Source organism: Streptomyces sp. NBC_00252 (assembly GCF_036187565.1).
In the GTDB taxonomy this organism is placed as follows: domain Bacteria; phylum Actinomycetota; class Actinomycetes; order Streptomycetales; family Streptomycetaceae; genus Streptomyces.
This window is the reverse complement of the sequence record NZ_CP108087.1, coordinates 5,028,155-5,054,028: the sequence shown is the minus strand read 5'-3', so window position 1 is coordinate 5,054,028 and position 25,874 is coordinate 5,028,155. Positions and strand designations below refer to the sequence as shown.

18 protein-coding genes and 5 tRNA genes are annotated in these 25,874 nt (G+C 70.0%); 12 read left to right on the top strand and 11 right to left on the bottom strand.

The features are described 5' to 3' along the window. Positions 1–34 precede the first annotated feature (34 nt). A complete protein-coding gene (gene purF, locus OHT77_RS22040) occupies positions 35–1,561 on the top strand; it encodes an amidophosphoribosyltransferase (RefSeq protein WP_266770673.1) in 1,527 nt (508 codons plus the stop codon). A gap of 35 nt (positions 1,562–1,596) precedes the next feature. Further along, positions 1,597–2,670: a phosphoribosylformylglycinamidine cyclo-ligase gene (gene purM, locus OHT77_RS22035; RefSeq protein ID WP_328830245.1), complete on the top strand. Its 1,074-nt coding sequence runs from the start codon at positions 1,597–1,599 to the stop codon at positions 2,668–2,670. Positions 2,671–2,795: 125 nt separating this feature from the next. Here purM and OHT77_RS22030 read toward each other — a convergent pair whose 3' ends face one another. Together OHT77_RS22030 and OHT77_RS22025 are read right to left on the bottom strand one after the other, a co-directional pair. Beyond that, entirely contained in the window at positions 2,796–3,053 is a 258-nt protein-coding gene (locus OHT77_RS22030; protein WP_019061825.1) for a DUF3073 domain-containing protein, read from the bottom strand. 303 nt (positions 3,054–3,356) lie between these two features. After that, positions 3,357–4,451, bottom strand: coding sequence for a Leu/Phe/Val dehydrogenase (locus OHT77_RS22025; protein WP_328830244.1), 1,095 nt, complete (start codon positions 4,449–4,451; stop codon positions 3,357–3,359). A 222-nt stretch (positions 4,452–4,673) separates the two neighbouring features. Between OHT77_RS22025 and OHT77_RS22020 the strand changes: the two genes are divergently transcribed. Further along, positions 4,674–5,519: a hypothetical protein gene (locus OHT77_RS22020; RefSeq protein WP_266770679.1), complete on the top strand. Its 846-nt coding sequence runs from the start codon at positions 4,674–4,676 to the stop codon at positions 5,517–5,519. Positions 5,520–6,050: 531 nt separating this feature from the next. Next, positions 6,051–6,257: a developmental transcriptional regulator BldC gene (bldC, locus tag OHT77_RS22015; RefSeq protein WP_003949541.1), complete on the top strand. Its 207-nt coding sequence runs from the start codon at positions 6,051–6,053 to the stop codon at positions 6,255–6,257. A gap of 400 nt (positions 6,258–6,657) precedes the next feature. On the opposite strand, the gene OHT77_RS22010 is transcribed toward bldC, so the two are convergent. From OHT77_RS22010 to OHT77_RS21970, 9 genes are all read right to left on the bottom strand, one after another. After that, positions 6,658–6,834, bottom strand: a complete 177-nt coding sequence (locus OHT77_RS22010; RefSeq protein WP_328830243.1) for a DUF6274 family protein — start codon at positions 6,832–6,834, stop codon at positions 6,658–6,660. 178 nt (positions 6,835–7,012) lie between these two features. After that, positions 7,013–7,087, bottom strand: a tRNA-Asp gene (locus OHT77_RS22005). A 95-nt stretch (positions 7,088–7,182) separates the two neighbouring features. Beyond that, a complete protein-coding gene (gene hrpA / locus OHT77_RS22000) occupies positions 7,183–11,181 on the bottom strand; it encodes an ATP-dependent RNA helicase HrpA (protein ID WP_328830242.1) in 3,999 nt (1,332 codons plus the stop codon). 93 nt (positions 11,182–11,274) lie between these two features. Further along, the gene (locus OHT77_RS21995) at positions 11,275–11,583 is read right to left on the bottom strand and encodes a hypothetical protein (protein WP_328830241.1); all 309 of its coding nucleotides are present in this window, start codon (positions 11,581–11,583) and stop codon (positions 11,275–11,277) included. A gap of 69 nt (positions 11,584–11,652) precedes the next feature. After that, positions 11,653–11,726: transfer RNA gene (locus OHT77_RS21990), tRNA-Phe, on the bottom strand. Positions 11,727–11,750: 24 nt separating this feature from the next. After that, positions 11,751–11,825: transfer RNA gene (locus tag OHT77_RS21985), tRNA-Asp, on the bottom strand. Positions 11,826–11,874: 49 nt separating this feature from the next. After that, positions 11,875–11,947 (bottom strand) — tRNA-Glu (locus tag OHT77_RS21980). 80 nt (positions 11,948–12,027) lie between these two features. Continuing rightward, positions 12,028–13,662 (bottom strand): metallophosphoesterase family protein, encoded by a 1,635-nt coding sequence (locus tag OHT77_RS21975; RefSeq protein WP_328830240.1) that lies wholly within the window; start codon positions 13,660–13,662, stop codon positions 12,028–12,030. Positions 13,663–14,069: 407 nt separating this feature from the next. Next, a complete protein-coding gene (locus tag OHT77_RS21970; protein WP_266770685.1) occupies positions 14,070–14,420 on the bottom strand; it encodes a metallopeptidase family protein in 351 nt (116 codons plus the stop codon). 275 nt (positions 14,421–14,695) lie between these two features. Here OHT77_RS21970 and OHT77_RS21965 point away from each other — a divergent pair, with 275 nt between their 5' ends. The 8 genes from OHT77_RS21965 (at position 14,696) to OHT77_RS21930 (ending at position 25,873) form a co-directional block, all read left to right on the top strand. Beyond that, complete coding sequence (locus OHT77_RS21965) at positions 14,696–15,205, top strand: hypothetical protein (RefSeq protein ID WP_328830239.1); 510 nt, start codon at positions 14,696–14,698, stop codon at positions 15,203–15,205. Positions 15,206–15,425: 220 nt separating this feature from the next. Continuing rightward, a complete protein-coding gene (locus OHT77_RS21960; protein WP_328830238.1) occupies positions 15,426–17,630 on the top strand; it encodes a DEAD/DEAH box helicase in 2,205 nt (734 codons plus the stop codon). 182 nt (positions 17,631–17,812) lie between these two features. Then, the gene (locus OHT77_RS21955; RefSeq protein WP_328830237.1) at positions 17,813–20,896 is read left to right on the top strand and encodes an FG-GAP repeat domain-containing protein; all 3,084 of its coding nucleotides are present in this window, start codon (positions 17,813–17,815) and stop codon (positions 20,894–20,896) included. A gap of 69 nt (positions 20,897–20,965) precedes the next feature. Further along, entirely contained in the window at positions 20,966–22,525 is a 1,560-nt protein-coding gene (locus OHT77_RS21950) for an amino acid permease (RefSeq protein ID WP_328830236.1), read from the top strand. 130 nt (positions 22,526–22,655) lie between these two features. Beyond that, positions 22,656–22,728: transfer RNA gene (locus OHT77_RS21945), tRNA-Lys, on the top strand. A 237-nt stretch (positions 22,729–22,965) separates the two neighbouring features. Beyond that, positions 22,966–23,844, top strand: coding sequence for a CPBP family intramembrane glutamic endopeptidase (locus OHT77_RS21940; RefSeq protein ID WP_328830235.1), 879 nt, complete (start codon positions 22,966–22,968; stop codon positions 23,842–23,844). A 48-nt stretch (positions 23,845–23,892) separates the two neighbouring features. Further along, on the top strand, positions 23,893–25,176 hold the full coding sequence (locus OHT77_RS21935) for a sensor histidine kinase (RefSeq protein ID WP_328830234.1): 1,284 nt from the start codon (positions 23,893–23,895) through the stop codon (positions 25,174–25,176). Between the two features lie 4 nt (positions 25,177–25,180). Continuing rightward, positions 25,181–25,873 (top strand): response regulator transcription factor, encoded by a 693-nt coding sequence (locus OHT77_RS21930; protein WP_328830233.1) that lies wholly within the window; start codon positions 25,181–25,183, stop codon positions 25,871–25,873. The last annotated feature ends 1 nt before the right edge of the window (position 25,874 follow it).

Genomic DNA, 25,874 nt, shown 5'->3' with positions numbered 1-25,874 from the left:
GGACCAGTGGTCGATCTCGCCTACACTCGGTGCCGTGCCACGTGGTGACGGTCGACTCAGTCATGATCTGCTCCCCGGCGAGAAAGGACCCCAGGACGCTTGCGGCGTCTTCGGAGTCTGGGCTCCCGGTGAAGAGGTCGCCAAGCTCACTTACTTCGGGCTCTACGCCCTCCAGCATCGAGGCCAGGAATCCGCGGGAATCGCGGTCAGCAACGGCTCGCAGATCCTCGTCTTCAAGGACATGGGCCTCGTCTCGCAGGTCTTCGACGAGACCTCGCTCGGTTCGCTCCAGGGTCATATCGCGGTCGGTCACGCCCGCTACTCGACCACCGGTGCCTCCGTGTGGGAGAACGCCCAGCCGACGTTCCGCGCCACCGCGCACGGCTCGATCGCGCTCGGCCACAACGGCAACCTGGTCAACACCGCCCAGCTCGCCGAGATGGTCGCCGACCTGCCCAAGCAGGAAGGCCGTACGCCCCGCGTCGCGGCCACCAACGACACCGACCTCCTCACCGCGCTGCTCGCGGCCCAGGTCGACACCGACGGCAAGCCGCTGACCATCGAGGAGGCCGCCCACGCGATCCTCCCGCAGGTCAAGGGCGCCTTCTCGCTCGTCTTCATGGACGAGCACACCCTCTACGCCGCCCGTGACCCGCAGGGCATCCGCCCGCTGGTCCTCGGCCGCCTGGAGCGCGGCTGGGTCGTCGCCTCCGAGTCCGCCGCCCTCGACATCTGCGGCGCGGCGTACGTCCGCGAGATAGAGCCGGGCGAGTTCGTCGCCATCGACGAGAACGGCCTGCGCACCTCCCGATTCGCGGAAGCGAAGCCCAAGGGCTGCGTCTTCGAGTACGTCTATCTCGCCCGCCCGGACACCGACATCGCCGGCCGGAACGTGTATCTCTCCCGCGTGGAGATGGGCCGGAAGCTCGCCAAGGAAGCTCCGGTCGACGCCGATCTGGTGATAGCGACTCCGGAGTCCGGCACCCCGGCCGCGATCGGTTACGCGGAGGCCTCGGGCATTCCGTTCGGTGCGGGTTTGGTGAAGAACGCCTACGTCGGCCGAACGTTCATCCAGCCGTCGCAGACCATCCGGCAGCTCGGCATCCGGCTGAAGCTGAATCCGCTGAAGGAAGTCATCAAGGGCAAGCGCCTGGTCGTCGTCGACGACTCGATCGTGCGCGGCAACACCCAGCGGGCGCTGGTGCGCATGCTCCGCGAGGCCGGGGCCGCCGAGGTCCACATCCGGATCTCGTCCCCGCCCGTGAAGTGGCCCTGCTTCTTCGGCATCGACTTCGCCACCCGCGCGGAACTCATCGCCAACGGCATGACCATCGACGAGATCGGCACCTCGCTCGGCGCCGACTCCCTGTCGTACATCTCCATCGACGGCATGATCGAGGCGACCACCATCGCCAAGCCGAACCTGTGCCGCGCCTGCTTCGACGGCGAGTACCCGATGGAGCTCCCGGACCCCGAACTGCTCGGCAAGCAGCTCCTGGAGACAGAGCTGGCGGCCGGTCCGGCAGCCACGGCCGCGGCCGACGCGATCCGTCGCCCGTAGAAGCCTCGTATCACCAACCCGAAAGATCCCAGGCAATGTCTGAGACCCCTGTTCCCGGTGCTTCCTACGCGGCTGCCGGCGTCGACATCGACGCGGGCGACCGCGCCGTAGAACTCATGAAGGAGTGGGTGAAGAAGACCCAGCGCCCCGAGGTCCTCGGCGGCCTCGGCGGCTTCGCCGGGCTCTTCGACGCCTCCGCCCTCAAGCGGTTCGAGCGCCCCCTGCTCGCCTCCGCCACGGACGGCGTCGGCACGAAGGTCGACATCGCCCGCCGGCTCGGTGTCTACGACACGATCGGCCACGACCTGGTCGCCATGGTCATGGACGACATCGTGGTGTGCGGCGCCGAGCCGCTCTTCATGACCGACTACATCTGCGTCGGCAAGGTCCACCCCGAGCGTGTCGCGGCGATCGTCAAGGGGATCGCCGAGGGCTGTGTGCTGGCCGGCTGCGCCCTGGTCGGCGGCGAGACCGCCGAACACCCCGGACTGCTCGGCCCGGACGACTTCGACGTCGCGGGCGCCGGTACGGGCGTCGTGGAGGCCGACCGGCTGCTCGGGGCCGATCGCATCCGCACGGGTGACGCGGTCATCGCGATGGCGTCCTCGGGACTTCACTCGAACGGGTACTCGCTCGTCCGGCATGTGCTCCTGAACGAGGCCGGCCTGGACCTGGAGGCGCGGATCGACGAGCTGGGCCGCACGCTCGGCGAGGAACTCCTCGTCCCGACCCGGATCTACTCGCTGGACTGCCTGGCGCTGACCCGCACGACCGATGTGCACGCCTTCTCGCACGTCACCGGCGGCGGTCTGGCCGCGAACCTCGCCCGGGTCGTCCCGGACGACCTGCACGCGATCGTGGACCGCTCCACGTGGACCCCGGCCCCGATCTTCGACCTCGTCGGCCGGACCGGCCAGGTCGAACGCCTGGAGCTGGAGAAGACCCTCAACATGGGCGTCGGCATGATCGCGATCGTCCCCGAGGAGTCGACGGACGCGGCCCTGGAGACCCTGGCCGACCGCGGGGTCGAGGCGTGGGTCGCGGGCGAGATCACCGAGCGGGGCGACCACGCGACGGGCGCGGAGATGGTCGGCGACTACTCGGCCTGATCGGCGACAGCAGTCGTACGACAGGCAGCACAAAACCCGGTCCGGTGTTGATTGCCCCGGACCGGGCGAGGTGCAGTCAGCTGACGGGAAGATCTAACCGGTGAGCGCGCTGCAAGCGATACGCGTTACGCACCGCGACGTTGCGACTGGGGACCGGACTCGTCGTCCTCGTCCTCGTCGTCATCGTTATAGAGATCCGCGTACTGAGCGTACGGGTCGTCTTCTTCCTCGTCGTCGTCCTCGAACGGCTCGCCATTCGGCGGCTGGCTCGAAGTCGAAGCGCCCAGCTCATTGGCCAGACGCGAGAGGTCAGTCCCGCCGCTGCTGTACTTCAGCTGGCGGGCGACCTTCGTCTGCTTGGCCTTTGCCCGGCCGCGCCCCATGGCTCGACCCCCTCGGATACGGGGCTCGATGGCCCCAGAGTCTTGACACGCGTTCATGATCTGGAACGGACTCTCCGTGGAGAGACCGGTCCGTAGGGCTTCCACGGTACCTGAGCCCGCGCCCATACGGTACGTCGCCCGCAGCACGTGCCGGGCTCCAGGACCCGCGAGGTGCCCTGTACTCGCTGGTCAACCGCGATTTTAACCACTTCTTGGCAGGCGACCCGCCGACGAACGTGAGAGTTCTCTCGAAGTCGTCGCCGACGGGTACCGAAGACGCCTGCCGAGGGGCTTACCGGAACCTCAGCGTCCGCGTGCGGCGGCCGCCTCGTGCATCCGCTGCTCGGCGATCCGGTCGGCCGCGGCGGCCGGCGGAATACCGTCTTCCTTCGCACGTGCGAATATGGCCAGTGTCGTGTCGAAGATCTTCGCGGCCTTCGCCTTGCACCGGTCGAAGTCGAACCCGTGCAGTTCGTCGGCGACCTGGATCACGCCACCGGCGTTCACCACGTAGTCCGGCGCGTAGAGGATCCCGCGGTCGGCGAGGTCCTTCTCGACGCCCGGGTGCTCCAGCTGGTTGTTGGCCGCACCGCACACCACCTTGGCGGTCAGCACCGGCACGGTGTCGTCGTTCAGGGCGCCGCCGAGCGCGCAGGGGGCGTAGATGTCGAGCCCCTCGACCCGGATCAGCGCCTCGGTGTCGGTGACGGCGCTCACGCCCGTCGGGTGCTTGTCGAGGATCCGCAGTACGGACTCGGCGCGCACGTCCGTGATCACGACCTCGGCGCCCTCGTCCCGCAGGTGCTCCACGAGGTGGTGCCCGACCTTGCCGACGCCCGCGATGCCGACCTTGCGGCCACGCAGCGAGGCGTCGCCCCAGAGGTGCTGGGCGCTGGCCCGCATGCCCTGGAAGACACCGAAGGCGGTGAGGACGGAGGAGTCGCCCGCGCCGCCGTTCGCAGGGGAGCGCCCGGTCGTCCAGCGGCACTCGCGCGCCACGACGTCCATGTCGGCGACATACGTGCCGACGTCGCACGCGGTGACGTACCGCCCGCCGAGCGAGGCCACGAACCGGCCGTAGGCGAGCAGGAGTTCCTCGGTCTTGTCGCGCTCCGGGTCGCCGATGATCACGGCCTTCCCGCCGCCGTGGTCGAGACCGGCCATGGCGTTCTTGTACGACATCCCGCGCGCGAGGTTCAGCGCGTCCGCGACGGCGTCTTCCTCGCTGGCGTAGGGGTAGAAGCGCGTACCGCCCAGGGCGGGGCCCAGGGCGGTGTTGTGGATGGCGATGACGGCCTTGAGGCCGCTGGCCCGGTCCTGACAGAGCACGACTTGCTCATGACCGCCCTGGTCCGAGTGGAACAGGGTGTGCAGGACGCCGTTGTCTACGTCGGTCACGGTGGTGACTCCTGGGTAAGTAGCGGCGGTTGGAGACAGGCTCCCGTAGGGGTGGCGGGTGCCGTGGCATGAGCGTAGAGCCTGCGTCAGGCCGCCATCCGTGCAGTGTTCAGGATCACCTACCGAAGGGGGGTGTCCGTGCGACGATTTGCATAGTTTTCCCGCACGTTTGTGAGCGGGTTCCGGAGGTTTTCCTGGCGGACGGCGGGGGAGGGAGCAGGCGTGCCCAAGAAGGTGTCCTCGGTGATCGTTCCGTACGCGACCTATCTACGGGTCTACGAGCCGCTGGCCGCTTTCCCCGAGCCGGAGCGCGGCCACTGGACGCGCTACGCCCGCCGCCCGGACCGCCCGTCCTACCAGGACGAACTCCGCCGCGCGCTGGCCGACTTGCTGCCCACCCCGCCGGTCCCGGTCCCGGTGCACGAGAGCGCCGACGCCTTCGTGGTCGAGGTCGACGGCGTGGTCTGCGTCTGCCCCTGGCGCACCCGGCTGCGCGGCTGGCAGGCCCTGGGCGACCTCGCGGAGGAGCTGCCGCCGCCGGTCCTGGACGCCGTGCTCCCGCCGCTCGTACGGCACCAGGCCACCCAGGACTACGAGCGCTGGCTGGCCCGGAACCCGGACGCCCGGCCGTGGATCCGGACGGCGACCTGGCAGGTGCCGCTGAACTGGTTCGTGCTCGTCGGCGACGAGGAGCGCCGCTACGACAAGGCCTCCGGGGACGATCCGCCGATGCTGCGGTACCGGACGCCGATGGTGCAGGCGCGGCGGCGGGTGGCGCGGGCGCTGCGGGCCCTGAAGGACGCGATCGACGACGGCCCGCTGATCGAGGGTCTGGTGGACGTGGGGCGCTGGCTGGAGGAGTTCCACCCGCGGTCCCTGGTCGAGCTGGACTACGGCGGGCTGGTGCACGTCCTGCCGGCCGGCGAGCTGGAGGACGACCACTCGGCGGCGGACGTGGCCGCCGGCATCGAGGCGCTGCGGACCGGCGACGGGGCGGCGGCGGGCGAGGCGTACGGGCGGCTCGTGGAGCGCTGGCGGTCGGTCAGGGACCGGCGCTCGGCGAACTGATCCGAGGATCGCCCCCTGTCACACATTCGAACGTGGCTGACATCTTCGAACAGATGCGCATAGGATTCTTACGGTTCGTCAACACGGGACGTAGGTCCCGATCCGGGCGATTGCCCCCAAGCGTGACGGACCGCACGTGCAGATGCCTTGCGCCGCTTGCCCCTCCTCATGCCAAAATAGGACAAGGAGTCCGGGGAGGACTCCATCCGTCATGCTTTGGGCGGAATCTCGGCATTGCGTGCTTTGGGGGGTCTGGATGACTCCTGATCACCCCTGTGACTGATCGTCACAGTGGTGTGACTGTCCGCTATGGCATGGTCCATCGGCTTCCGTCGCTGATGGACACCTGGGAGGGCAATTCCATCGGTTTGGCCTACGCGGTTGGACAGATGGTGTAGTTGTAGTGCCGAGGACAAGCCGTTCGTCCTATAACCGACTCGACTCGCGTCCGCCATTTCGGGCAACGCGGGTCAAGGTGCAGAATTTAGAGGAAAGAACCGAGAAGGTTCGGTTCTCCCGAGGAGGCCGCTCATGACCGCTCGCACCCCTGATGCCGAGCCGCTGCTGACCCCGGCTGAGGTCGCCACGATGTTCCGTGTGGACCCCAAGACGGTCACGCGGTGGGCGAAGGCCGGCAAGCTCACTTCGATTCGCACGCTCGGCGGACACCGCCGTTACCGCGAGGCGGAGGTCCGTGCACTGCTCGCGGGCATCCCGCAGCAGCGCAGCGAAGCCTGACCAACTGAATACGGGCGAATCGGCAGGTCCCCCAACCCGCCTGACGCCCGACAGCACAGCTCCAAGCGACGCGGGTTCTGCCCCAACAGGGCCCACGCCCAAAGCTTTTGAAGTAACTGAACAGGGTGCGTCGTAGATCGCGCTGGACTCCGCCGGGTCCAGCGCGATCTTTTTTGTGCCTGGTCGTGGGTGCGTGCGAGGCCGGCGCAGGGTTCTGTGAGGGACCTTGTCGGAGTCTGGGGAGGGGTGTCGGATCTCCTGTGGACCATCCCTCGTGGGGGTGCAATTGCACATATTAAATTGACCAGTTGTAGGTGAGGTGTAAGTTCCGACGTTTCAAAAACTTATGCGGTGACACCCGTCACATGCCAGATGGCTTGTTGCCTCTGACCTATGTGCGCTAAGAGGACTGACTCTGCGGCTCGTCCTCCGGCTCCCGGGGCGGCGGGGAGTCCAACGCCAGCCGCAGGAGGCGGTGGCAGATCGGGCAGTGCCGGGTCGCGTGGCGGTACGAGGTGGCGGCCGCCAGGTGCGCACGGAGCAGCGCCCGCGTCTCGTGCCTGACCGAAGCCGCCATGTGCCACCTCCGCGGCCCTGTGTGGAACGGGGCCTGGTTTCTGGGTACCTGGCGGGTGGAGCGGCGTCAAGGGCGCCGTCCGCGTGTGGGGGCGGGCGTCGAAGAGCCTCCGCACGGACACGGGCGCACGAGTAAGGCCCGTGTCTCCGAAGAGATACGGGCCTTTGTCGATCACGTGCGGTCCTGACGGGATTTGAACCCGCGGCCTCCACCTTGACAGGGTGGCGAGCACTCCAAGCTGCTCCACAGGACCTGGTTTCGCGGCACTTGATGGTGCGTTGTGCTGCGAGATGAGACTGTACAGGAGGGGGGCCCGCCTGGTCGAACTCACTCGGTGTGCAGGCGTTGTTACGGTGCGGCGGCGTCGATCGCCTTCACGATCCGCTTGTCCGAGACCGGGTACGCGGTGCCGAGCGCGTGGGCGAAATAGCTGACCCGGAGCTCCTCGATCATCCAGCGGATGTCCCGGACGGAGGCGGGGACCGGGCGGCCCTGGGGGAGTTGTTCCAGGAGCCAGGCGTACTCGTCCTGCATCTCGTGGACCTTCTCCATGCGGGTGGTGTCCCGCTGGACCCCCGTCGCCATCTGCTGGAGGCGGCGGTCGGCGGCCACCAGGTAGCGCATCAGGTCGGGCAGGCGGCGTATCCCCACCGCCGTGACGAAGCCCGGCTTCACGAGGGCGTCCAACTGGGCTCGTACGTCCGCGAGGTTGGGCAGCAGCGCGGGGCTGTGCGCGGCCTTCAGACGGCGCTCACAGGCCTGCCAGGCGGCCAGCACCTGCTGGACCTGGCCCACCGCGCGGACCGTCGTGTCGACGATCTCGGCACGCACCTTCTCGTAGAGCTTCCGGTACGACTCCTCGTCCCACGCGGGGCCCCCGAAGTCGCCGATGAGCTTGTCGGCCGCCGCGAGCGCGCAGTCGTCGAACAGCGCCTGGATCGAACCGTGCGGATTCGCGGACAGGGCGAGCTTCTGCGCGTTGGTGAGCTTTTCGGACGCGAACTTCGCCGGGTTCACCGGGATGTTGCGCACGATGAGCCGGCGCGTGCCCTTCCACATCGCCTCCGCCTGCTCCTCCTCCGTGTCGAAGAGCCGTACGGAGACGGTGTCGCCGTCGTCGACCAGCGCCGGGTACGCCTTCACCGGCTGGCCGGCCCTGCGGGTCTCGAAGACGCGGGTGAGCGTGCCGATCGTCCAGTCGGTGAGGCCCTTGCGCTCCAGGGACTCGCCGCCCTCGCGCTCGGCCGTCGCCGCGGCCGCCTGGGAGATGGCCTGGCGTGCCTTCGGCTTCAGGCGGACCTTCAGCGCCTCTAGGTCCTTGTCCTCGGCGATCTTGCGGCGCCGCTCGTCCACGATCCGGAAGGTGATCAGGAGGTGGTCGGGGACCTTCGACCAGTCGAAGTCGTCGGCGGTGAAGGGGACTCCGACCATGCGCTTCAGCTCGCGCGCCATCGTCGTCGTCAGGGGCTCCTGCAGAGGGGTCGCCGTCGCCAGGAAGCGCTGGGCGAAGTTCGGGGCCGGGACGTAGTTGCGGCGGATCGGCTTCGGGAGGGAGCGGATCAGTTCCGTCACGACCTCCTCGCGCAGGCCCGGGATCTGCCAGTCGAAGCCCTCGTCCGTGACCTGGTTGAGGACCTGGAGCGGGATGTGGACCGTGACACCGTCCGCGTCCGCGCCCGGCTCGAACTGGTACGTCACCCGGAACTTGAGCCGTCCCTGGTGCCAGGAGTCGGGATAGTCGGCCTTGCTGATGTCTCCCGCGCGCTCGTTGATGAGCATCGAGCGCTCGAAGTCGAGGAGTTCGGGCTCCTCGTGCCGCTTGTGCTTCCACCAGGAGTCGAAGTGGGCGCCGGACACGACGTGTTCGGGCACCCGCTGGTCGTAGAAGTCGTAGAGCGTCTCGTCGTCGACCAGGATGTCCCGGCGGCGGGCGCGGTGCTCCAACTCCTCGACCTCGGTGAGGAGTCGGCGGTTGTCGGCGAAGAACTTGTGGTGGGTGCGCCAGTCGCCCTCGACCAGCGCGTTGCGGATGAACAGCTCGCGGGACGCCTCCGGGTCGATGCGGCCGTAGTTCACCTTGCGCTGGGCGATGATCGGGACGCCGTAGAGCGTGACCTTCTCGAAGGCCATCACGGCTGCCTGGTCCTTCTCCCAGTGCGGTTCGCTGTACGTCCGCTTCAGGAGGTGGCCGGCGAGGGGCTCGACCCACTCGGGCTCGATCTTGGCGTTGACGCGGGCCCAGAGGCGGGACGTCTCGACCAGTTCCGCCGACATGACGAAACGCGGGGTCTTCTTGAAGAGGGCCGAGCCGGGGAAGATCGCGAACTTGGCGCTGCGGGCGCCCAGATACTCGTTCTTCGCGCCGTCCTTCACGTCCTTCATGCCGATGTGCGAGAGCAGCCCGGCGAGGAGGGAGACGTGGACGCTGTGCTCGGCCGCGTCCTCCTCGTTGAACTGGATGCCCATCTGCTTGGCCACCGTGCGGAGTTGGCTGTAGATGTCCTGCCACTCGCGGATGCGGAGGAAGTTCAGGTACTCCTGCTTGCACAGGCGGCGGAACGCGGAGGAGCCGCGCTCCTTCTGCTGCTCGCGGATGTACCGCCACATGTTGAGGAACGCGAGGAAGTCGCTCGACTCGTCGCGGAAACGGGCGTGTTGCTGGTCCGCCTGGGTCTGCTTGTCCACCGGGCGCTCGCGCGGGTCCTGGATGGAGAGCGCGGCGGCGATCACCATGACCTCGCGGACACAGCCGTTCTTGTCGGCCTCCAGGACCATGCGGGCGAGCCTTGGGTCCACGGGGAGCTGGGCGAGCTTGCGGCCCGTCTGCGTGAGGCGCTTGCGCGGGTCCTTCTCGTCCGGGTCCAACGCGCCCAGTTCCTGGAGGAGTTGGACGCCGTCGCGGATGTTGCGGTGGTCCGGCGGGTCGATGAACGGGAACTTCTCGATCTCACCGAGACCGGCCGCCGTCATCTGCAGGATCACGGAGGCGAGGTTCGTCCGCAGGATCTCGGCGTCGGTGAACTCCGGGCGGGCCTCGAAGTCCTCCTCCGAGTACAGCCGGATGCAGATGCCGTCCGACGTACGGCCGCAACGCCCCTTGCGCTGATTGGCACTTGCCTGGCTGACCGCCTCGATCGGCAGCCGCTGCACCTTCGTTCGGTGGCTGTAGCGGCTGATCCGGGCGAAGCCGGGGTCGATAACGTACTTGATGCCCGGGACGGTGAGCGAGGTCTCGGCGACGTTGGTCGCCAGAACGATCCTTCGCCCGGTGTGCTGTTGGAACACCCGGTGCTGCTCGGCGTGCGAGAGGCGGGCGTAGAGCGGGAGGACCTCGATGCCCTGCCCATTAGCGCCTCCGGCGCGGGGGTAGTTCTTCTTCGTCAGCGCGTCCGCCGTGTCGCGGATCTCGCGCTCGCCGGAGAGGAAGACGAGGATGTCGCCCTTGCCCTCGCCCTGAAGCTCCTCCACGGCGTCGCAGATCGCGGTGATCTGGTCGCGGTCGGAGTCCTCGGAGTCGTCTTCGAGCAGCGGGCGGTACCGCACCTCCACCGGATACGTCCGGCCGCTCACCTCGATGATCGGGGCGTCGCCGAAGTGCCGGGAGAAACGCTCGGGGTCGATGGTCGCCGAGGTGATGACGACCTTCAAGTCCGGGCGCTTGGGCAGCAGTTGGGCGAGGTAGCCGAGCAGGAAGTCGATGTTGAGGGACCGCTCGTGGGCCTCGTCGATGATGATCGTGTCGTAGGCGCGCAGTTCGCGGTCGGTCTGGATCTCGGCGAGCAGGATGCCGTCCGTCATCAGCTTGATGAACGTCGACTCCGGGTTCACCTGGTCCGTGAAGCGGACCTTCCAGCCGACGGCCTCGCCGAGCGGGGTGTCCATCTCCTCCGCCACGCGCTCCGCGACCGTGCGGGCGGCGATGCGGCGGGGCTGGGTGTGGCCGATCATGCCGCGGACGCCGCGGCCGAGCTCGAGGCAGATCTTCGGGATCTGGGTGGTCTTGCCCGAGCCGGTCTCGCCCGCGACGATCACGACCTGGTGGTCACGGATCGCGGCCGCGATGTCGGCCTTCTTCTGGCTGACCGGGAGTTGCTCGGGATACGAGACGGCGGGGATACGGGTGCGTCGCGCGGCCATCCGCTCCTCGCCGCGGGCGACCTCGGTCTCGATCTCGGCGAGGACCGCGGCGCGGGCCTCCGGTTTCCGGATCCTGCGCGCGCCTTCGAGCCTGCGGCCGAGGCGGTGCGCGTCGCGCAGGGTCAGCTCGGTCAGGCGGGGGGCGAGGTCACCTAGGGCGGGGGCGCCGGGTGACGGGGCGCCGGGTGCGGAGGCGGGGTGCGTAGACATACGCCGTCAAGGATCTCACCTCGGCGAAATTCCTGGCGAATGAATTGTCCCGGGTCAATTGTCCGGGGTGGGCGCCGCCGTCGCGCGGGCTGACTATTGAGGCCCCGCGCTCGATCCGGTGCCGGCGTCCTGTTGCTGCTGGCGTTCGGCGTCCTGCTGCCTGCCGGCCTCCTTGGACATCGACTGCGCCGTGTTCGACACCGCCTTGATGCCCAGGTACGCCGTCGTCAGGCCCGCCATCGCCGTGAAGGCCGAGGTCAGGACGCCCACGATCACCGCGCGGTCGCCGTTCAGCCGCCATACGCCGAAGATCGCCACCGCGGTGATCGCGAGGTTGCTGCCCACCACCGCGAGCAGTCCGTACCGCGCCCGTATCTTCTCCAGGTCGGTGTCCTGGCCCATCGCGCCCCACCCTGTGTCGTCCGGTCACGACGAAAGCCCCGTCCCGGTGGGACAGGGCTTTCGATCCGGTGGCTGGGGCCGGGGTCGAACCGGCGACCTATCGCTTTTCAGGCGATCGCTCGTACCAACTGAGCTACCCAGCCACGAGATTCCTTGCGGAACCTCAGCGGTCCTGACGGGATTTGAACCCGCGGCCTCCACCTTGACAGGGTGGCGAGCACTCCAAACTGCTCCACAGGACCAAGCTTTGCGCGCGAACTGGCGAGAGCCAGTGTCGCACACGGTGTTGCGTGCCCCCAACGGGATTCGAACCCGTGCTACCGCCTTGAAAGGGCGGCGTCCTAGGCCGCTAGACGATGAGGGCTATCGGCCCGCCTGGGCGCTTCTCAGCGCGTCGGGGACGTGAGAAGCATATGGGATGGCGGGAGGTATCGCCAAAACGGTTTACGGGGCCGGTGGGGAGGGGCTCGGGGAGGGCGTCCGGGGCGGACTCGGAGACCGGGTCGAGGTCCCGCTCGGGGTTCCGCTCGGCGACGGGCTCGGGGACGGACTCGGCGACTGGGGTGCGCCCGGGAGGTTCTCCTTCGGGAGGTGGCGGCTCACCTCCGCCGTCGTCAGGCCGAGGCCGCCGAGTTTGATCTCGTCCCAGGCCTGGAGGCGGCGGGTGTCGCGGTCGACGTAGAGGATCGACGCCTCGATGGGGTCGGGGTACTTGCCCTCGACCGCGCGCAGGCCGCTGCCGCCCGTCGAGCCCTCGATGCGCAGCCGGGTGCCGTGCTTCATGACCTCGGTGCCCTCGTGGTGGAGGTGGCCGGCCAGGACCAGGGGGACCTCGCCGTCGGTCTGGCGGGCGGCCGACGGTTCGTGGACGAGGGCGATGTCGACCGGGGTGCCGGCGGCCCGCTGGTCGCGGAGGGCGGAGGCGAGCTGGTCGCCGGCGAGTTCCTCCGAGTTGTCGGCGCCCGTGGTGGTCGAGCGGTCCGGGGTGAACTGGGGGTCGCCGATGCCCGCGAAGCGCACGCCCGCGACCGTCTGCGCGCGGCCCTCGTCCAGGACGTGCACGTTCTTGATGTGTTCGAGGTAGCGCTGGGTGGCGAGGGAGTCGTGGTTGCCCCTGACCCAGACGTAGGGGACGCCCAGGTCGCCGATCGGGTCGAGGAAGCCGTTCTCGGCGGTGGTGCCGTGGTCCATGGTGTCGCCGGTGTCGACGATCACGTCGACCTTGTACTGCTCCACCAGCGAGGCGATGATCTTCCAGCTCGCGGGGTTCAGATGGATGTCCGAGACGTGCAGGATGCGGATCGTGGTCGGGTCCGGCTGGTACGCGGGGAGCGTCGACGTGACGTCGTAGAGCTTGGTCACGTTGGTCACCAGGCGGGCCAACTCCTGCTGGTAGACGTCGAATTCGGTCACGATGTTGCGGGCGTTGCCGACCAGGGACGGGGCGCTGGAGAGCAGGCCGGAGAACTTCGGTTCGAGGATCGACTTGGGGTTCCAGGTCGCGTACGCCGTCGCTCCGGAGGCCGCCAGGAGGGTCAGGGCCAGGCCGCCCGCCGCGAGGGCCCGGCGGGGGCGGCGGTAGATCGCGAGGCCGAGCGTCGTGGCGCCGAGGACCACCGCCGTGCAGGACCGTACGGCGAGGTCGAGGGTGCCGTGTTCCACGTCGCGGGCGACCTCGTCCTGGAGGCCGGAGATGCGCTCGGGGTGGTCGACGAGGGACTGGGAGCGTTCCGGGTCGAGCTGGTCGACGTTGACGTCCAGGCGGACCGGGGCGTGGTGGCTGTCCAGGGACAGGGCGCCGAGCGGGGACACGTTGATCTTCGTACCGCCGGTGAGGGACGGGCGCAGGGTCATCGTGGTGTCCATGGGGCCGACCTGGGCCCGGACGTCGCCGACGATCAGCAGGCCGAGCCAGGCCCCGACGATGACGACCATGACGAGGCCGAGGGCGCGGGCCCAGGGGTGCGGCTGCGGGACGAGTTCGACGGTGGGGCGGGGACGGCTGCTGCGGTACCGGCGGATCAGGGCGTGCCGGGTTCGGCGGAGGCGGTTCAGGGCTGCGAGGGGGACGCTGGCCATTGGTCCCGTATGCCCAGGGCTGGGCAAGGGTATGCGGGCGGGACAGGCCCCTGTTCAGCGAAGCGCCGCTGACTGACCAGCGCGGGTGAACGGGGCACGCCCCCCGGGGCCCGTGTCCCAAAGGGGCGCGAGGAACTGCGCGACCAGCCCCCACCGACGCACAGCCAAAAAACTACCCACTCAACGCCTCGCCCCCACCGACGCGCAGCCAAAGAACCGTCCACTCAGCGCCTGCCCCACCGGCGTGCAGTCAAAGAGCTGTCCACTCGGCGCCTCGCCCCGCCGGCGCGCGGTGAAAGAACCGAGCACTCAGCGCCTTGCCCCACCGGCGTGCAGCCAAAGAACTGCCCACTCGGCGCCTGCCCCCACCGACGCGCAGTCAAAGACCCGCCCGCTCAGCGGAGCGTCTAGCCCCAGCCCAGTTCGTGCAGGCGCTCGTCCTCGATGCCGAAGTGGTGGGCGACCTCGTGGACGACGGTGACGGCGACCTCGTGGACGACCTCCTCGGTGGTCGCGCAGTGGCGCAGCGTCGGGCCCATGTAGATCGAGATGCGGTCGGGGAGGACGCCGGCGTACCACTCGCCGCGTTCCGTGAGCGGTGTGCCCTCGTAGAGGCCGAGCAGCTCGGGGTCGGACGGGTCGGGTTCGTCCTCGACGAACACCGCCACGTTGTCCATGACCCGCGTCAGCTCCGGCGGGATCCGGTCCAGGGCTTCGCTCACCAGCTCTTCGAACGCCTCGCGTGTCATTTCCAGCACACGCCCATTGTCGGGGACGAACGCCGGTTCGGGGCGGCGGCGGAGGGACGGGCCTTTCCTATGCGCGCGGGAGCGGGGTGAAGTGGGGTGCGGAGGTGGGCAGTTGGGGACAGGGGTGGTCGTCGTAGCGGCTGCTTCCGGCCGGTGTCGGGGCGGGAAGGGGTGTTCTCCGGCCAGGAACGGGCGGCGGCGGTCGGACGCGTGTCTTCCGGTGGGCGGTGGGAGTTGAGAGGGGGACTCCCTTTTTCCGCCTCGGAGGTGGCCCCGTGCGCCCCATGTACGTACCCGTCCGTCTGGCCGCCGCGGTCGCCGTCGTCGCCGCTGCCGCCGGCTGCATGAGCGTGGGCGACGACGCGGGCGGCGGTGCCAAGCCCTCGCACTCCGCCGGGCAGCACGCCGGCGAGGCGCCCGACGGCGGTTCGGGGGTGCCGGGCGGCGGGATCGGGTTCGGCGGGTCCGGGGGTGACGGAAAACACGGGCACGGGAAGCCCAAACCGGGGGAGTCCGCGTCGGGTTCGGCCTCGCCGTCCGCGCCCGGCGGTGCGGCGAGCCCGACCGCGTCCAAGGCGCCCAGACCCGGCACGAGTCAGAAGCCGGGCGGGCCGACGACGGCCGCGCCGCAGCCGACCCCGACGCGGACCCCGCCGCCCCCGGACCCCTCGCCGAGCCAGCAGTCGCCGTCCGCGCAGCCGACCGTGGCGGAACCGTCGTCCTCCGCGCACGAGGACCCCGTACCGCAGCTGGTCGACCGTGAACCGGCGCCGGCGGCCGGATCACCGGCGTAGGAACGGTTGTGACGCACGTCAATCGAGGTCGGTTTGCCTCGGGGGGTGGTGGGTGCGTATGGTGGTAGATCGTTTGATCCCATTGCCCGGCGCCACTGCAGAGCGCGCCGTGTGGCGCGTACTCTCCCTTGCCGTGGCGGACCGCATTGAGGCGGTCGATAGCGAATCACGGAGTTGACGGGCGCGTGCCGACGGAGACTCCGGAAGGTTTCGCATTCGCATGTCCATTTCCAGTACTGATCACATCGTCATGCCCGAGAACGAGGGCACCGAAGACGTCGAGACGACCGTGGAGGCCACCACCGAGGCGGCTCCCGAGGTCACCTTCGCGTCCCTCGGCCTCCCCGACGGCATCGTGCGCAAGCTCGCGCAGAACGGTGTGACCGCCCCCTTCCCGATCCAGGCCGCGACCATCCCGGACGCCCTGGCCGGCAAGGACATCCTCGGCCGTGGCCGCACCGGCTCCGGCAAGACCCTCTCGTTCGGTCTGCCGCTGCTCGCGACGCTGTCCGGCGGCCGCACCGAGAAGAAGCGCCCGCGCGGCATCATCCTCACCCCGACCCGCGAGCTGGCGATGCAGGTCGCCGACGCCCTCCAGCCCTACGGCGACGTCCTCGGCCTGAAGATGAAGGTCGTCTGCGGCGGCACGTCCATGGGCAACCAGATCTACGCCCTCGAGCGCGGCGTAGACGTCCTCGTCGCCACCCCGGGCCGCCTGCGCGACATCATCAACCGCGGCGCCTGCTCCCTCGAGGACGTGCGCATCGCCGTCCTCGACGAGGCCGACCAGATGTCCGACCTGGGCTTCCTGCCCGAGGTCACCGAGCTGCTCGACCAGATCCCGGCCGGCGGCCAGCGCATGCTGTTCTCGGCGACGATGGAGAACGAGATCTCCACCCTCGTCAAGCGCTACCTCACCGACGAGGTCACCCACGAGGTCGACAGCGCGCAGGGCAACGTCACGACGATGTCCCACCACATCCTCATCGTGAAGCCCAAGGACAAGGCGCCGGTCACCGCCGCGATCGCCTCCCGCAAGGGCCGCACGATCATCTTCGTCCGCACCCAGCTGGGCGCCGACCGCATCGCCGAGCAGCTGCGCGAGTCCGGCGTGAAGGCCGACGCGCTGCACGGCGGCATGACGCAGGGCGCCCGCACCCGGACGCTCGCGGACTTCAAGGAGGGCTACGTCAACGCGCTCGTCGCGACCGACGTGGCCGCCCGCGGTATCCACGTCGACGGCATCGACCTGGTCCTGAACGTGGACCCGGCCGGCGACCACAAGGACTACCTGCACCGTGCGGGCCGCACCGCGCGTGCCGGTCGTACGGGCACCGTCGTGTCCCTCTCCCTGCCGCACCAGCGGCGCCAGATCTTCCGGCTGATGGAGGACGCGGGCGTCGACGCCGGGCGGCACATCATCAACACCGGTACGGCCTTCGAGCCCGAGGTCGCCGAGATCACCGGCGCCCGTTCGATGACCGAGGTCCAGGCCCAGTCGGCGGGTGACGCCGCGCAGCAGGCCGAGCGCGAGGTCGCCCAGCTCACCAAGGAGCTGGAGCGGGCCACGCGTCGCGCCGCCGAGCTGCGCGAGGAGTCCGACCGCCTGATCGCCCGTGCCGCGCGCGAGCGGGGCGACGACCCGGAGGCCGCGGTCGCCGAGGCCGCAGCCGTCGTGGAGGCCGCCGCCGAGGCGGTCGCCGCGGAGCCCGCGCCGGTCCGCGAGGAGTCCTCTTCCTACGACCGTCCGCGCCAGCAGCGTGACGACCGCGGCAACTACGAGCGCCGTGACCGTCGTGACGACCGGGGTGGCGACCGTGGTGGCCGTTCCTTCGAGCGTCGTGACGACCGCCCGTCCGGTGGCTTCCGCCGTGACGACCGCGGTGGCAACGACCGTGGTGGCTTCCGCCGCGACGACCGTCCCTCGGGCGGTTTCCGCCGCGACGACCGCGGTGGCAACGACCGTGGCGGTTTCCGCCGTGACGACCGTCCCTCGGGCGGCTTCAACAGCGACCGTCGTGACGACCGTGGCGGCGACCGCGGTGGCCGTTCTTTCGACCGTCGTGACGACCGCCCCTCCGGTGGTTTCCGTCGTGACGACCGCGGTGGCAACGACCGCCGTGACGGCGACCGCGGCGGCCGTTCTTTCGACCGTCGTGACGACCGCCCCTCCGGTGGCTTCCGTCGCGACGACCGCGGCGGCAACGACCGTCCCGCGTCCGGCGGTTACCGTCGCGACGACCGTCCCGCGACCGGTCACCGGGGCAGCGACCGCCCGTTCAACCGCGACCGCCAGGGCGACCGCCCCGGCTTCCGCACCGGCGGCCACGACCGTCCGGGCCACCGCGGCACGACCGGCACGGGCACCGGCACCGGTTCCTTCGGCCGCCGCGACGACAAGCCGCGCTGGAAGCGCAACGGCTGACGTCCGGTGACATAGCAGAGCAGTGAGATGGCCCCCGCCCGGGTTCGGGTGGGGGCCATTTTTGCGCGCTTCCTGCTGCGTGTTGTCTGTATGATCAGCCGACTTATGTGGGGGATGTGACGGCTGGGGGCCGGGGGCGGCAGGCACGCCACGCATCCCTCTCTTCTCCGGGGGAGGACCTCTTGGCTCGCCATGCTTTCGTCGCCGTCGCCACCTCGGCCGTGCTCGCCGCCGGCCTGGGGCCGTTGCTGCCGGCGCCCGCGTTCGCGGTGGGTGCCGCCCAGGAGACGGTCGTACCGGCCACGGTGCGCAGCACGTACACGACGGCCTCGCTCTTCAACGCGGACACCCAGGGGGCCGACGCGGCGGGTACCAAGGGCGTCTTCCACCGTCTGGAGGGCCACGCCGGGCTGGTGTGGACGCGTTTCTCGGACGGCCGGTCCTTCGACGCGCCGTCGGTTCCTATCGACGTGATCACCCGGGGGACGGGCGGCGACGTTCTCTCCTTCCGCCACAGCGACGGCCGGGTCGACCTGTGGGACGCGGTCGACGGCACGACCACCACCCTTCAGGTTCCCGCGGGCCAGACCCTGTACGGCGTCTACGGCGGCACGGCCGTCGCCAACCAGGACGTCACGGCCGAGGACGGGACCGTCACCAAGGTCAAGCACCTTTTGACCCCGGGCCCCGACGGGACCACACGTGACGTGACCGTCGAGGGTGTGCCCGAGGGCATGACGCTCGCGGCCCCGCGCAACGGGGATGCCGCCGGGCTGGTCTTCCTCGCCTACTCGGACGACGGCTACCACTTCCTCGACGTCGATCCGGAGACCGGCCGGGTCGCGGACTCGACGCCCGCTGTGCCGACCGGGTACACGCTGAGCAAGATCTCGCCCGAGCGTCTCGTGGCATACCGCGGCTCCAACAGCACCACGGCACTCGTGTTCTCCCGTGCCGATCTGTCGGCCGCCCCGGTCGAGGTCACCCTGGACACGGACAGTTCCGGCGACGGCCGGTCCGTCGGTCTCTCCGTGGTCGGTGACTGGATCGTCCACCGTCCCGGCATCGGTTCGCGTCTGACGGCTCTGCCGATCGCGGGTGGTGCCCCGGTCACCCTGATCGCGGCCTCGAACAGCGGTGTCTCCGTCGGCCCCGACGGCGCCGCCATCGTCATCGGCCGCACCGGCGCCGACGACTGGGGCGTCCAGCACATCCAGGCCGGCCCCGACGGCAGGCCGACCGTCACCCTCGTCAAGCCGCTGCCGAAACCGCCGTACAGGATCCAGGGAATCGCCCTGGAGCAGGGGCGGTTGGCCGTCGCGGACAGCAGCTGGGGCGGAGTTCGCGACGACTACGTACGGACCGTCGCCGCGACCGGTACGCCCACGTTCGGTGCGCGGTCCTCGTACGACGGGACCGATCTGCTCGTGGGCGACTGCCCGGGCACGGAGATCGGCTGCTCGCAGCTGTACGGCACGGACGACGACCGTGCGGTCTGGCTGTCGAAGTTCTCGGCGGGATACGACCGTCTCACCGTCAGCGGGTCCGGCCCGTACGACTACTGGGAGCATCCGGTGCCGGCCGGCGGCCGGATCACCGACGTCTCCGGCCGGTACCTGATCCACACCACGACGACCGCACAGACCGTCTACCGGATCGGCGACGACGGCACCCCGGCGCTCACCCGTACCCCCGGTGCCGCCGCCCTCTCCGGCGACACCCTGTGGACGCCGGGCACCGTCCCCGGCACGCTCACGGCGTACAACCTCACCACGAAGAAGACCACCGAGACCCTCACCATCGATGCCGGCTGCGCGCCCACCGAACTGCGGGCCAATGGCCGGTGGCTGTACTGGGGTTGCGCTGACGGCACGGCGGGCGTCTACGACCGTACGGCGAAGAAGTCCGTCCAAGTCCCCTCCGGTGACGCGGAGTTGGGCGACGGATTCGTCGTCACGCACGACAGGCAGGCCGGGCAGCTGGTCCTCACGACGGTCGCCGACGGCACACCCGTGAGCCGGGTGATCGGCGCGCTGTCCGACACCGGGGTCTCCCAGCGCGAGGTGCGCTGGACGGTCGACAAGTCGACCGGGAACGTGGCCTACGTCGACGACCAGGAGCGCGTACACCTCGTACCGACCGGCGTGGCCCTGCAGCCGCTGCGGCTGCTCGCCCCGGTCGACTCGGCGTCCACGCTCATCGCGCGGGAGACCGACACGACACCGTCCACCCTCACCACCTTGCTGCTGTCGAAGCCGGCCGCGGGCTGGCAGCTGACCGTGCGCAGCCGGGCCACCGGCAAGGTCGTGGACACGCGGACCGGCGGTGAGACGCGCGGCGAGGTGAAGGTGGGCTGGTCCGGGACGGACGCCAAGGGGGCGTTCCTGACGAACGGGTCGTACGACTGGACGCTGTCCGTCGTACCGGGCGACGGGGTCGGGGCCCCGGTGACGGCGAGCGGCACGGTCCGGCTGCTCGACGCCGCGCCGGCCCGCCACGACCACATCGGCGGCGGCGACGCCGTCGGCGACCTGGCCACCCTCAGCTCCTCGGGCACGCTGGCCTTCCGGCAGGGCTCGGGCAAGGGCACGTTCTTCTCCTCGGCCGGCGGCAGCACCGGCTGGACGACGGCCGACAAGGTGGTGTCGATCGGCGACCTGAGCGGGGACCGCTGCAACGACGTCCTGGTCCGGCTGAGAACCGGGGCGCTGCGGGCGTACAAGCCGACCTGCGACGGCACGCTGAAGACGTCGACGGCGTACACCTCGCTCGGCACCAGCGGCTGGAACCAGTACGACGTGCTGACCGCCCCCGGAGACATCAGCGGCGACGGCCGTCCGGACCTGATCGCACGGAACGCCTCCACCGGGGACGTCTACCTCTACAAGGGCACCGGCACGGGCACGCTGTCCGCCCGCGTGAAGCTGTACGCCGACTGGAAGACGTACAAGAAGGTCGTCGGCGTCGGTGACATCAACGGCGACGGCGTCGGCGACCTGATCGCCCAGGACAAGGCGAACACGCTGTACCGCTACTACGGAACCGGCAGGGGCACCTTCGGGGCCCGGGCGAAACTGTTCACCGCGTGGGGCGGGTCGTACGACACGGTGGTCGGGGTCGGGGACATCACCGGGGACGGGAAGGCGGACCTGGTCGAGCGGGACTCGGCCGGGGTGCTGTACCGCAACAGCGGTGATGGGAAGGGGTCGTTCGGGGCGCGGGTGAAGATCGCGACCGGATGGCAGGGCTACAAGGGCATTTTCTAGCCACATCGAGTCCTTATCGATTCCTTAAGTGGCGCATGTCACGCCCCCGGCGAGGGAATCGCTGGGGGCATGACAGATGACGCCATAGCGAGTGGGCTGTCAAAGGGAGATGCTCCCGGTCTCTCCGACGAGGAACGGCTTGCCCAGCTCGGCTATACGCAGGTTCTCGCCCGCCGCATGTCGGCGTTCTCCAACTACGCGGTCTCCTTCACGATCATCTCGGTCCTGTCGGGCTGCCTCACGCTGTATCTGTTCGGCATGAACACGGGCGGCCCGGCCGTGATCACCTGGGGCTGGGTGGCCGTAGGCCTGATGACGCTGTTCGTCGGCCTGTCGATGGCCGAGATCTGCTCGGCCTACCCGACGTCGGCGGGCCTGTACTTCTGGGCCCACCGTCTGGCGCCTCCGCGCACGGCGGCGGCCTGGGCGTGGTTCACGGGCTGGTTCAACGTCCTCGGCCAGGTCGCCGTGACCGCCGGCATCGACTTCGGGGCGGCGTCGTTCCTGGGCGCGTACCTGAACCTGCAGTTCGACTTCGAGGTGACACCGGGCCGTACGGTCCTCCTCTTCGCGGCGATCCTGATCCTCCACGGCCTGCTGAACACCTTCGGCGTGAAGATCGTCGCCCTCCTCAACAACGTGAGCGTGTGGTGGCACGTGCTGGGCGTCGCCGTGATCGTGGGCGCGCTCACCTTCGTCCCCGACCACCACCAGTCGACGACGTTCGTCTTCACGAAGTTCGTCAACAACACCGGCTGGGGCAGCGGGGTGTACGTCGTCCTGCTGGGCCTCCTGATGGCGCAGTACACCTTCACCGGCTACGACGCCTCCGCCCACATGACGGAGGAGACCCACGACGCGTCGACGGCGGGCCCCAAGGGCATCGTCCGCTCCATCTGGACGTCGTGGATCGCGGGCTTCGTCCTCCTGCTGGGCTTCACGTACGCGATCCAGTCGTACGACAAGGAGTTGGGCTCGCCGACGGGCGCACCGCCGGCACAGATCCTCCTCGACGCGCTGGGAGCGACCGCCGGGAAGCTGCTGCTCCTGGTGGTGATCGGCGCGCAGCTTTTCTGCGGCATGGCGTCGGTGACGGCCAACAGCCGCATGATCTACGCCTTTTCACGCGACGGCGCGCTCCCGTTCTCGAACGTCTGGCACACGGTGAGCCCGCGCACGAGGACACCGGTGGCGGCGGTGTGGCTGGCGGCGGCGGGCGCGCTGGTGCTGGGCCTGCCGTACCTGATCAACGTGACGGCGTACGCGGCGGTGACGTCGATCGCGGTGATCGGCCTCTACATCGCGTACGTCATCCCGACCCTGCTGCGGCTGGGGAAGGGGGAGGCGTTCCAGCGGGGGCCGTGGCACCTGGGCCGGTGGTCGAAGCTGATCGGCACGGTGTCGGTGGTGTGGGTGATCGTGATCACCGTGCTGTTCATGCTGCCGCAGGTGTCCCCGGTCACCTGGGAGTCCTTCAACTACGCGCCGGTCGCGGTCCTGGTCGTCCTCGGCTTCGCGGCGGCCTGGTGGAAGGCCTCGGCCCGGCACTGGTTCCTGAACCCGGAACACGCCCGCACGAAGGCGCGGGAAGCGGCGCGGGCGGGGGCGCCCGAACCGGTCGATCCGTAACACTCCACAACACTCCGGACCAGTCGGTCCCCTGTCCGGTCCCTGTTTTGCCGTCCGGCGCGGCCGTGTCCCCGATACCCGATCGGAGACACGGCCACCTCCCGCTATGCTCGGGGAGGCAACATCGCGGGGACCCTTAGCTCAATTGGCAGAGCAGTGGACTTTTAATCCATTGGTTGTGGGTTCGAGTCCCACAGGGTCTACGGGGTCTTCCCTCTCCGGAGGTTCCTGACCTGACGTTGTCCGGTGCCCCGGTCGTCCTCGGACGGCCGGGGCACCGCTGTGTCCGGCCCACCGAAGCGGCCGGCAGGCGTGGGCGCATCCCCCGTGAGAGCTACCCGGGCCGTCCCTGCGCGGGTGATTCGCGGAATCCGGCGGATTTCTAGCGTGGTCGTCAGATCGGTCGCCGTCGGAGTGACCGTTGCCGCAGGGAGGTCACGATGAGCACGCCGTCCGCCGCACACGAGGACGCAGGAACCCGCCCGGACGAGGACGGCGGTGGCCGGGGTGGCCGTCTCGGCCGGATCGTCCGCGCTCCGCTCGGCTGGATGCTGACCGGTCTGGTGGGTGTCGGCCTGGTCTCGGCGCTGACCGCGACCGGCCCCGGTCCGGTCCCGGCGCTGGGCGCGGTCGCGGCGGTCGCCGTGTACTGGGTGGTGATGCGCCGGCTCGCGGGCCGCGCCACCCCGGAGATCGCCCGGCAGGGCGCGGGCCGGGAGGCGTTGTACGGCGGTGCGCTCGGCCTGGGCTTCGTCCTGGTCTCGGCCCTCCTGATCACGGTGTTCGGGGGCTACTCGTTCTCCTGGGCCGGCAACGGCTTCTTCACCGTCGTCTGCTCCGCCGCGATGGTGCAGGCAGGCGCCGCGGTCACCGAGGAACTGATGTTCCGCGGCCTCGCCCTCCAGGCCCTGGAACAGCGCTGGGGCAGCCGCGCCGCCATCGTGGTCACCGGGCTGTTCTTCGGCGCCGCCCACCTGGCCGCGCCGGGAGCCAGTGCCTGGAGCGCGCTCGCCATCGCCCTGGAGGCCGGTGTGATGCTCGGCGCCGCGTTCCTGTGGCGGCGTAGCATCTGGTTCGTCGCGGGGCTGCACTTCACCTGGAACCTCGCCGAGCAGCTGCTCGGCATCCCGGTCTCCGGACACACCCCCAAGGGCCTGTTCACGGTCGACACCCACGGCTCCGCCCTGCTCAGCGGCGGCACCTTCGGTCTGGAGGCATCGATCGTGCCCGTCCTCCTCGGTGTGCTGCTCGCCGTCCGGATGTTCGTCCTCGCCGCCCGGAGCGGCGGTCTGCGGCCCCGCCGTCTCGTACGGCGCTGAGGCTCACCGTCGTACGGCACACCGGCTGATCGGAGGAAGAGGCAAGTGATGTTCCCTCAGGGCCTGTTGCGGACACCGTGGTTGCGGGTGCCGCTGGAGCGGTGGAAGGAGCAGGACGCCTTCCTCAAGGACGGTGTCCTCGCCCTGCTGCTCACCCTGCTGGCCTTCGTGCCGACGCTGTCGGCCATCGGGGCGCAGATCGGCGATCTGCCCGAGCGGCCGGCGAACGCGCTCGGCCTCGCACTGGTCCTGGCCCAGACCCTGCCGCTGGCGGCCCGCCGCCGAAGGCCCGCGGGCTGTCTGGTCGCCGTGGCCGCCGCGTTCGCCGTGCACCAGGCGATGGGATTCGCGACGACGTTCGGCAGCATGGGGCTGTATCTGGCGCTGTATTCGGCCGGAGCCCACCAGGTCCGCTTCCGCCTGGGTCTGGCGGGCGTGGCGACCGCGGGGTACGTGGTGCTGGCGGTCGTCCTGCACCGGCTCGGCTCCCCGCAGGACGCGATGGCCTACCTCGCCTTCTATCTGGCGCTGGCCGCGGTCCGCCTGGTCGGGAGCGGTGTGCGCAGGCGGCGCGCCGAAGAGGCCGAACGGCGGCGCCTGGCAGCCGAGTTGGCCACGGCCGCCGAACGGGCCCGGATCGCCCGGGAGTTGCACGACGTGGTCACCCACCATGTGACGGCCATGGTGGTGCAGGCGGACGCGGCACAGTTCCTGATCGCGTCCGCACCGGAACGCGCGACCACGGGAATGGCCTCCGTCAGCGACACCGGCCGCCGGGCCCTGACGGAACTCCGTTATCTGCTCGGGGTGTTGGAGGCGACCGGCGAGTCCGCGACCACCGGGTCCCTGACCGACGTGCCCGGCCGTGAGGGCTCCTCGCACGGGAGCCGGGGGCCCGCTCTCGGCCGGGTGGGCGACCTCGTCGAGCAGGCCCGCAGGTCGGGTCAGCCGGTGGAGTTCAGCGAGCGGGGCGAGCGGCGGCCCCGGAGCGTGGACGTGGAGCTGGCCGCGTACCGGGTGGTGCAGGAGGCGCTCACCAACGCGATGAAGTACGCGACAGGGCAGCCGACTCGGGTCGTGGTCCGGCACGGCGAGGAGCGCGTCGAGATCGGGGTGACCACCGACGGCCCCCTCCCCGCCACCTCACCGGCGGCCGTGCCGGCCACCCGCGAGCCGGGCCCGGCAGGCGGACGGGGCCTGGCCGGGCTGCGTGTCCGCGTGCGGATGCTCGACGGCGAACTGGAGGCAGGACCCCGGCCCGAGGGCGGGTTCGAGGTCCGTGCCACGATTCCGTCCCAGCCACAGCCACAGCCACAGCCCGTTCAGGAGTGACCACGTGAGCGAAGCGCCGCCACCGATCCGCGTGCTCGTCTGCGACGACCAGGAACTGGTGCGGACCGGCTACGCCACCATCTTCTCGGCCCAGCCCGACATGGAGGTCGTCGGCGAGGCGGAGAACGGCCACGCGGCGGTGGAGGCCGCGCGACGGCTCCGCCCCGACGTGGTCGTGATGGACATCCGGATGCCCCTCCTCGACGGCATCGAGGCGACCCGCCGACTGGCCGCCCCCGGCACCGGGGAACCGCCGAAGGTGCTGGTCGTCACCACGTTCAACGTCGACGCCCATGTCTACGACGCGTTGCGCGCCGGAGCCAGCGGGTTCCTCCTCAAGGACGCGCCGCCCGCGGAGCTGGTGAACGGCATCCGGACCGTCGCCCGGGGAGAGGCACTCCTGGCACCCGCCGTCACCCGCCACCTCATCGGCCACTACGCCGAGCACCTGCGCCCGGCCGAGTCGTCCCGGCCGGGCAGAGAGGACGTCGTGAGCGCGCTGACGCCCCGTGAACTGGAGGTGCTCCGGCAGCTGGCCGAGGGGCTGTCGAACGCGGAGATAGCGGCGGCGCTGTACATCACCCCCGAGACGGTCAAGACGTATGTCTCGCGGATCCTGGCCAAGCTCGCCCTGCGCGACCGGGTCCAGGCGGTCGTCCTCGCCTACCGGGTCGGACTGGTGTCCGGCACCCCGTGAA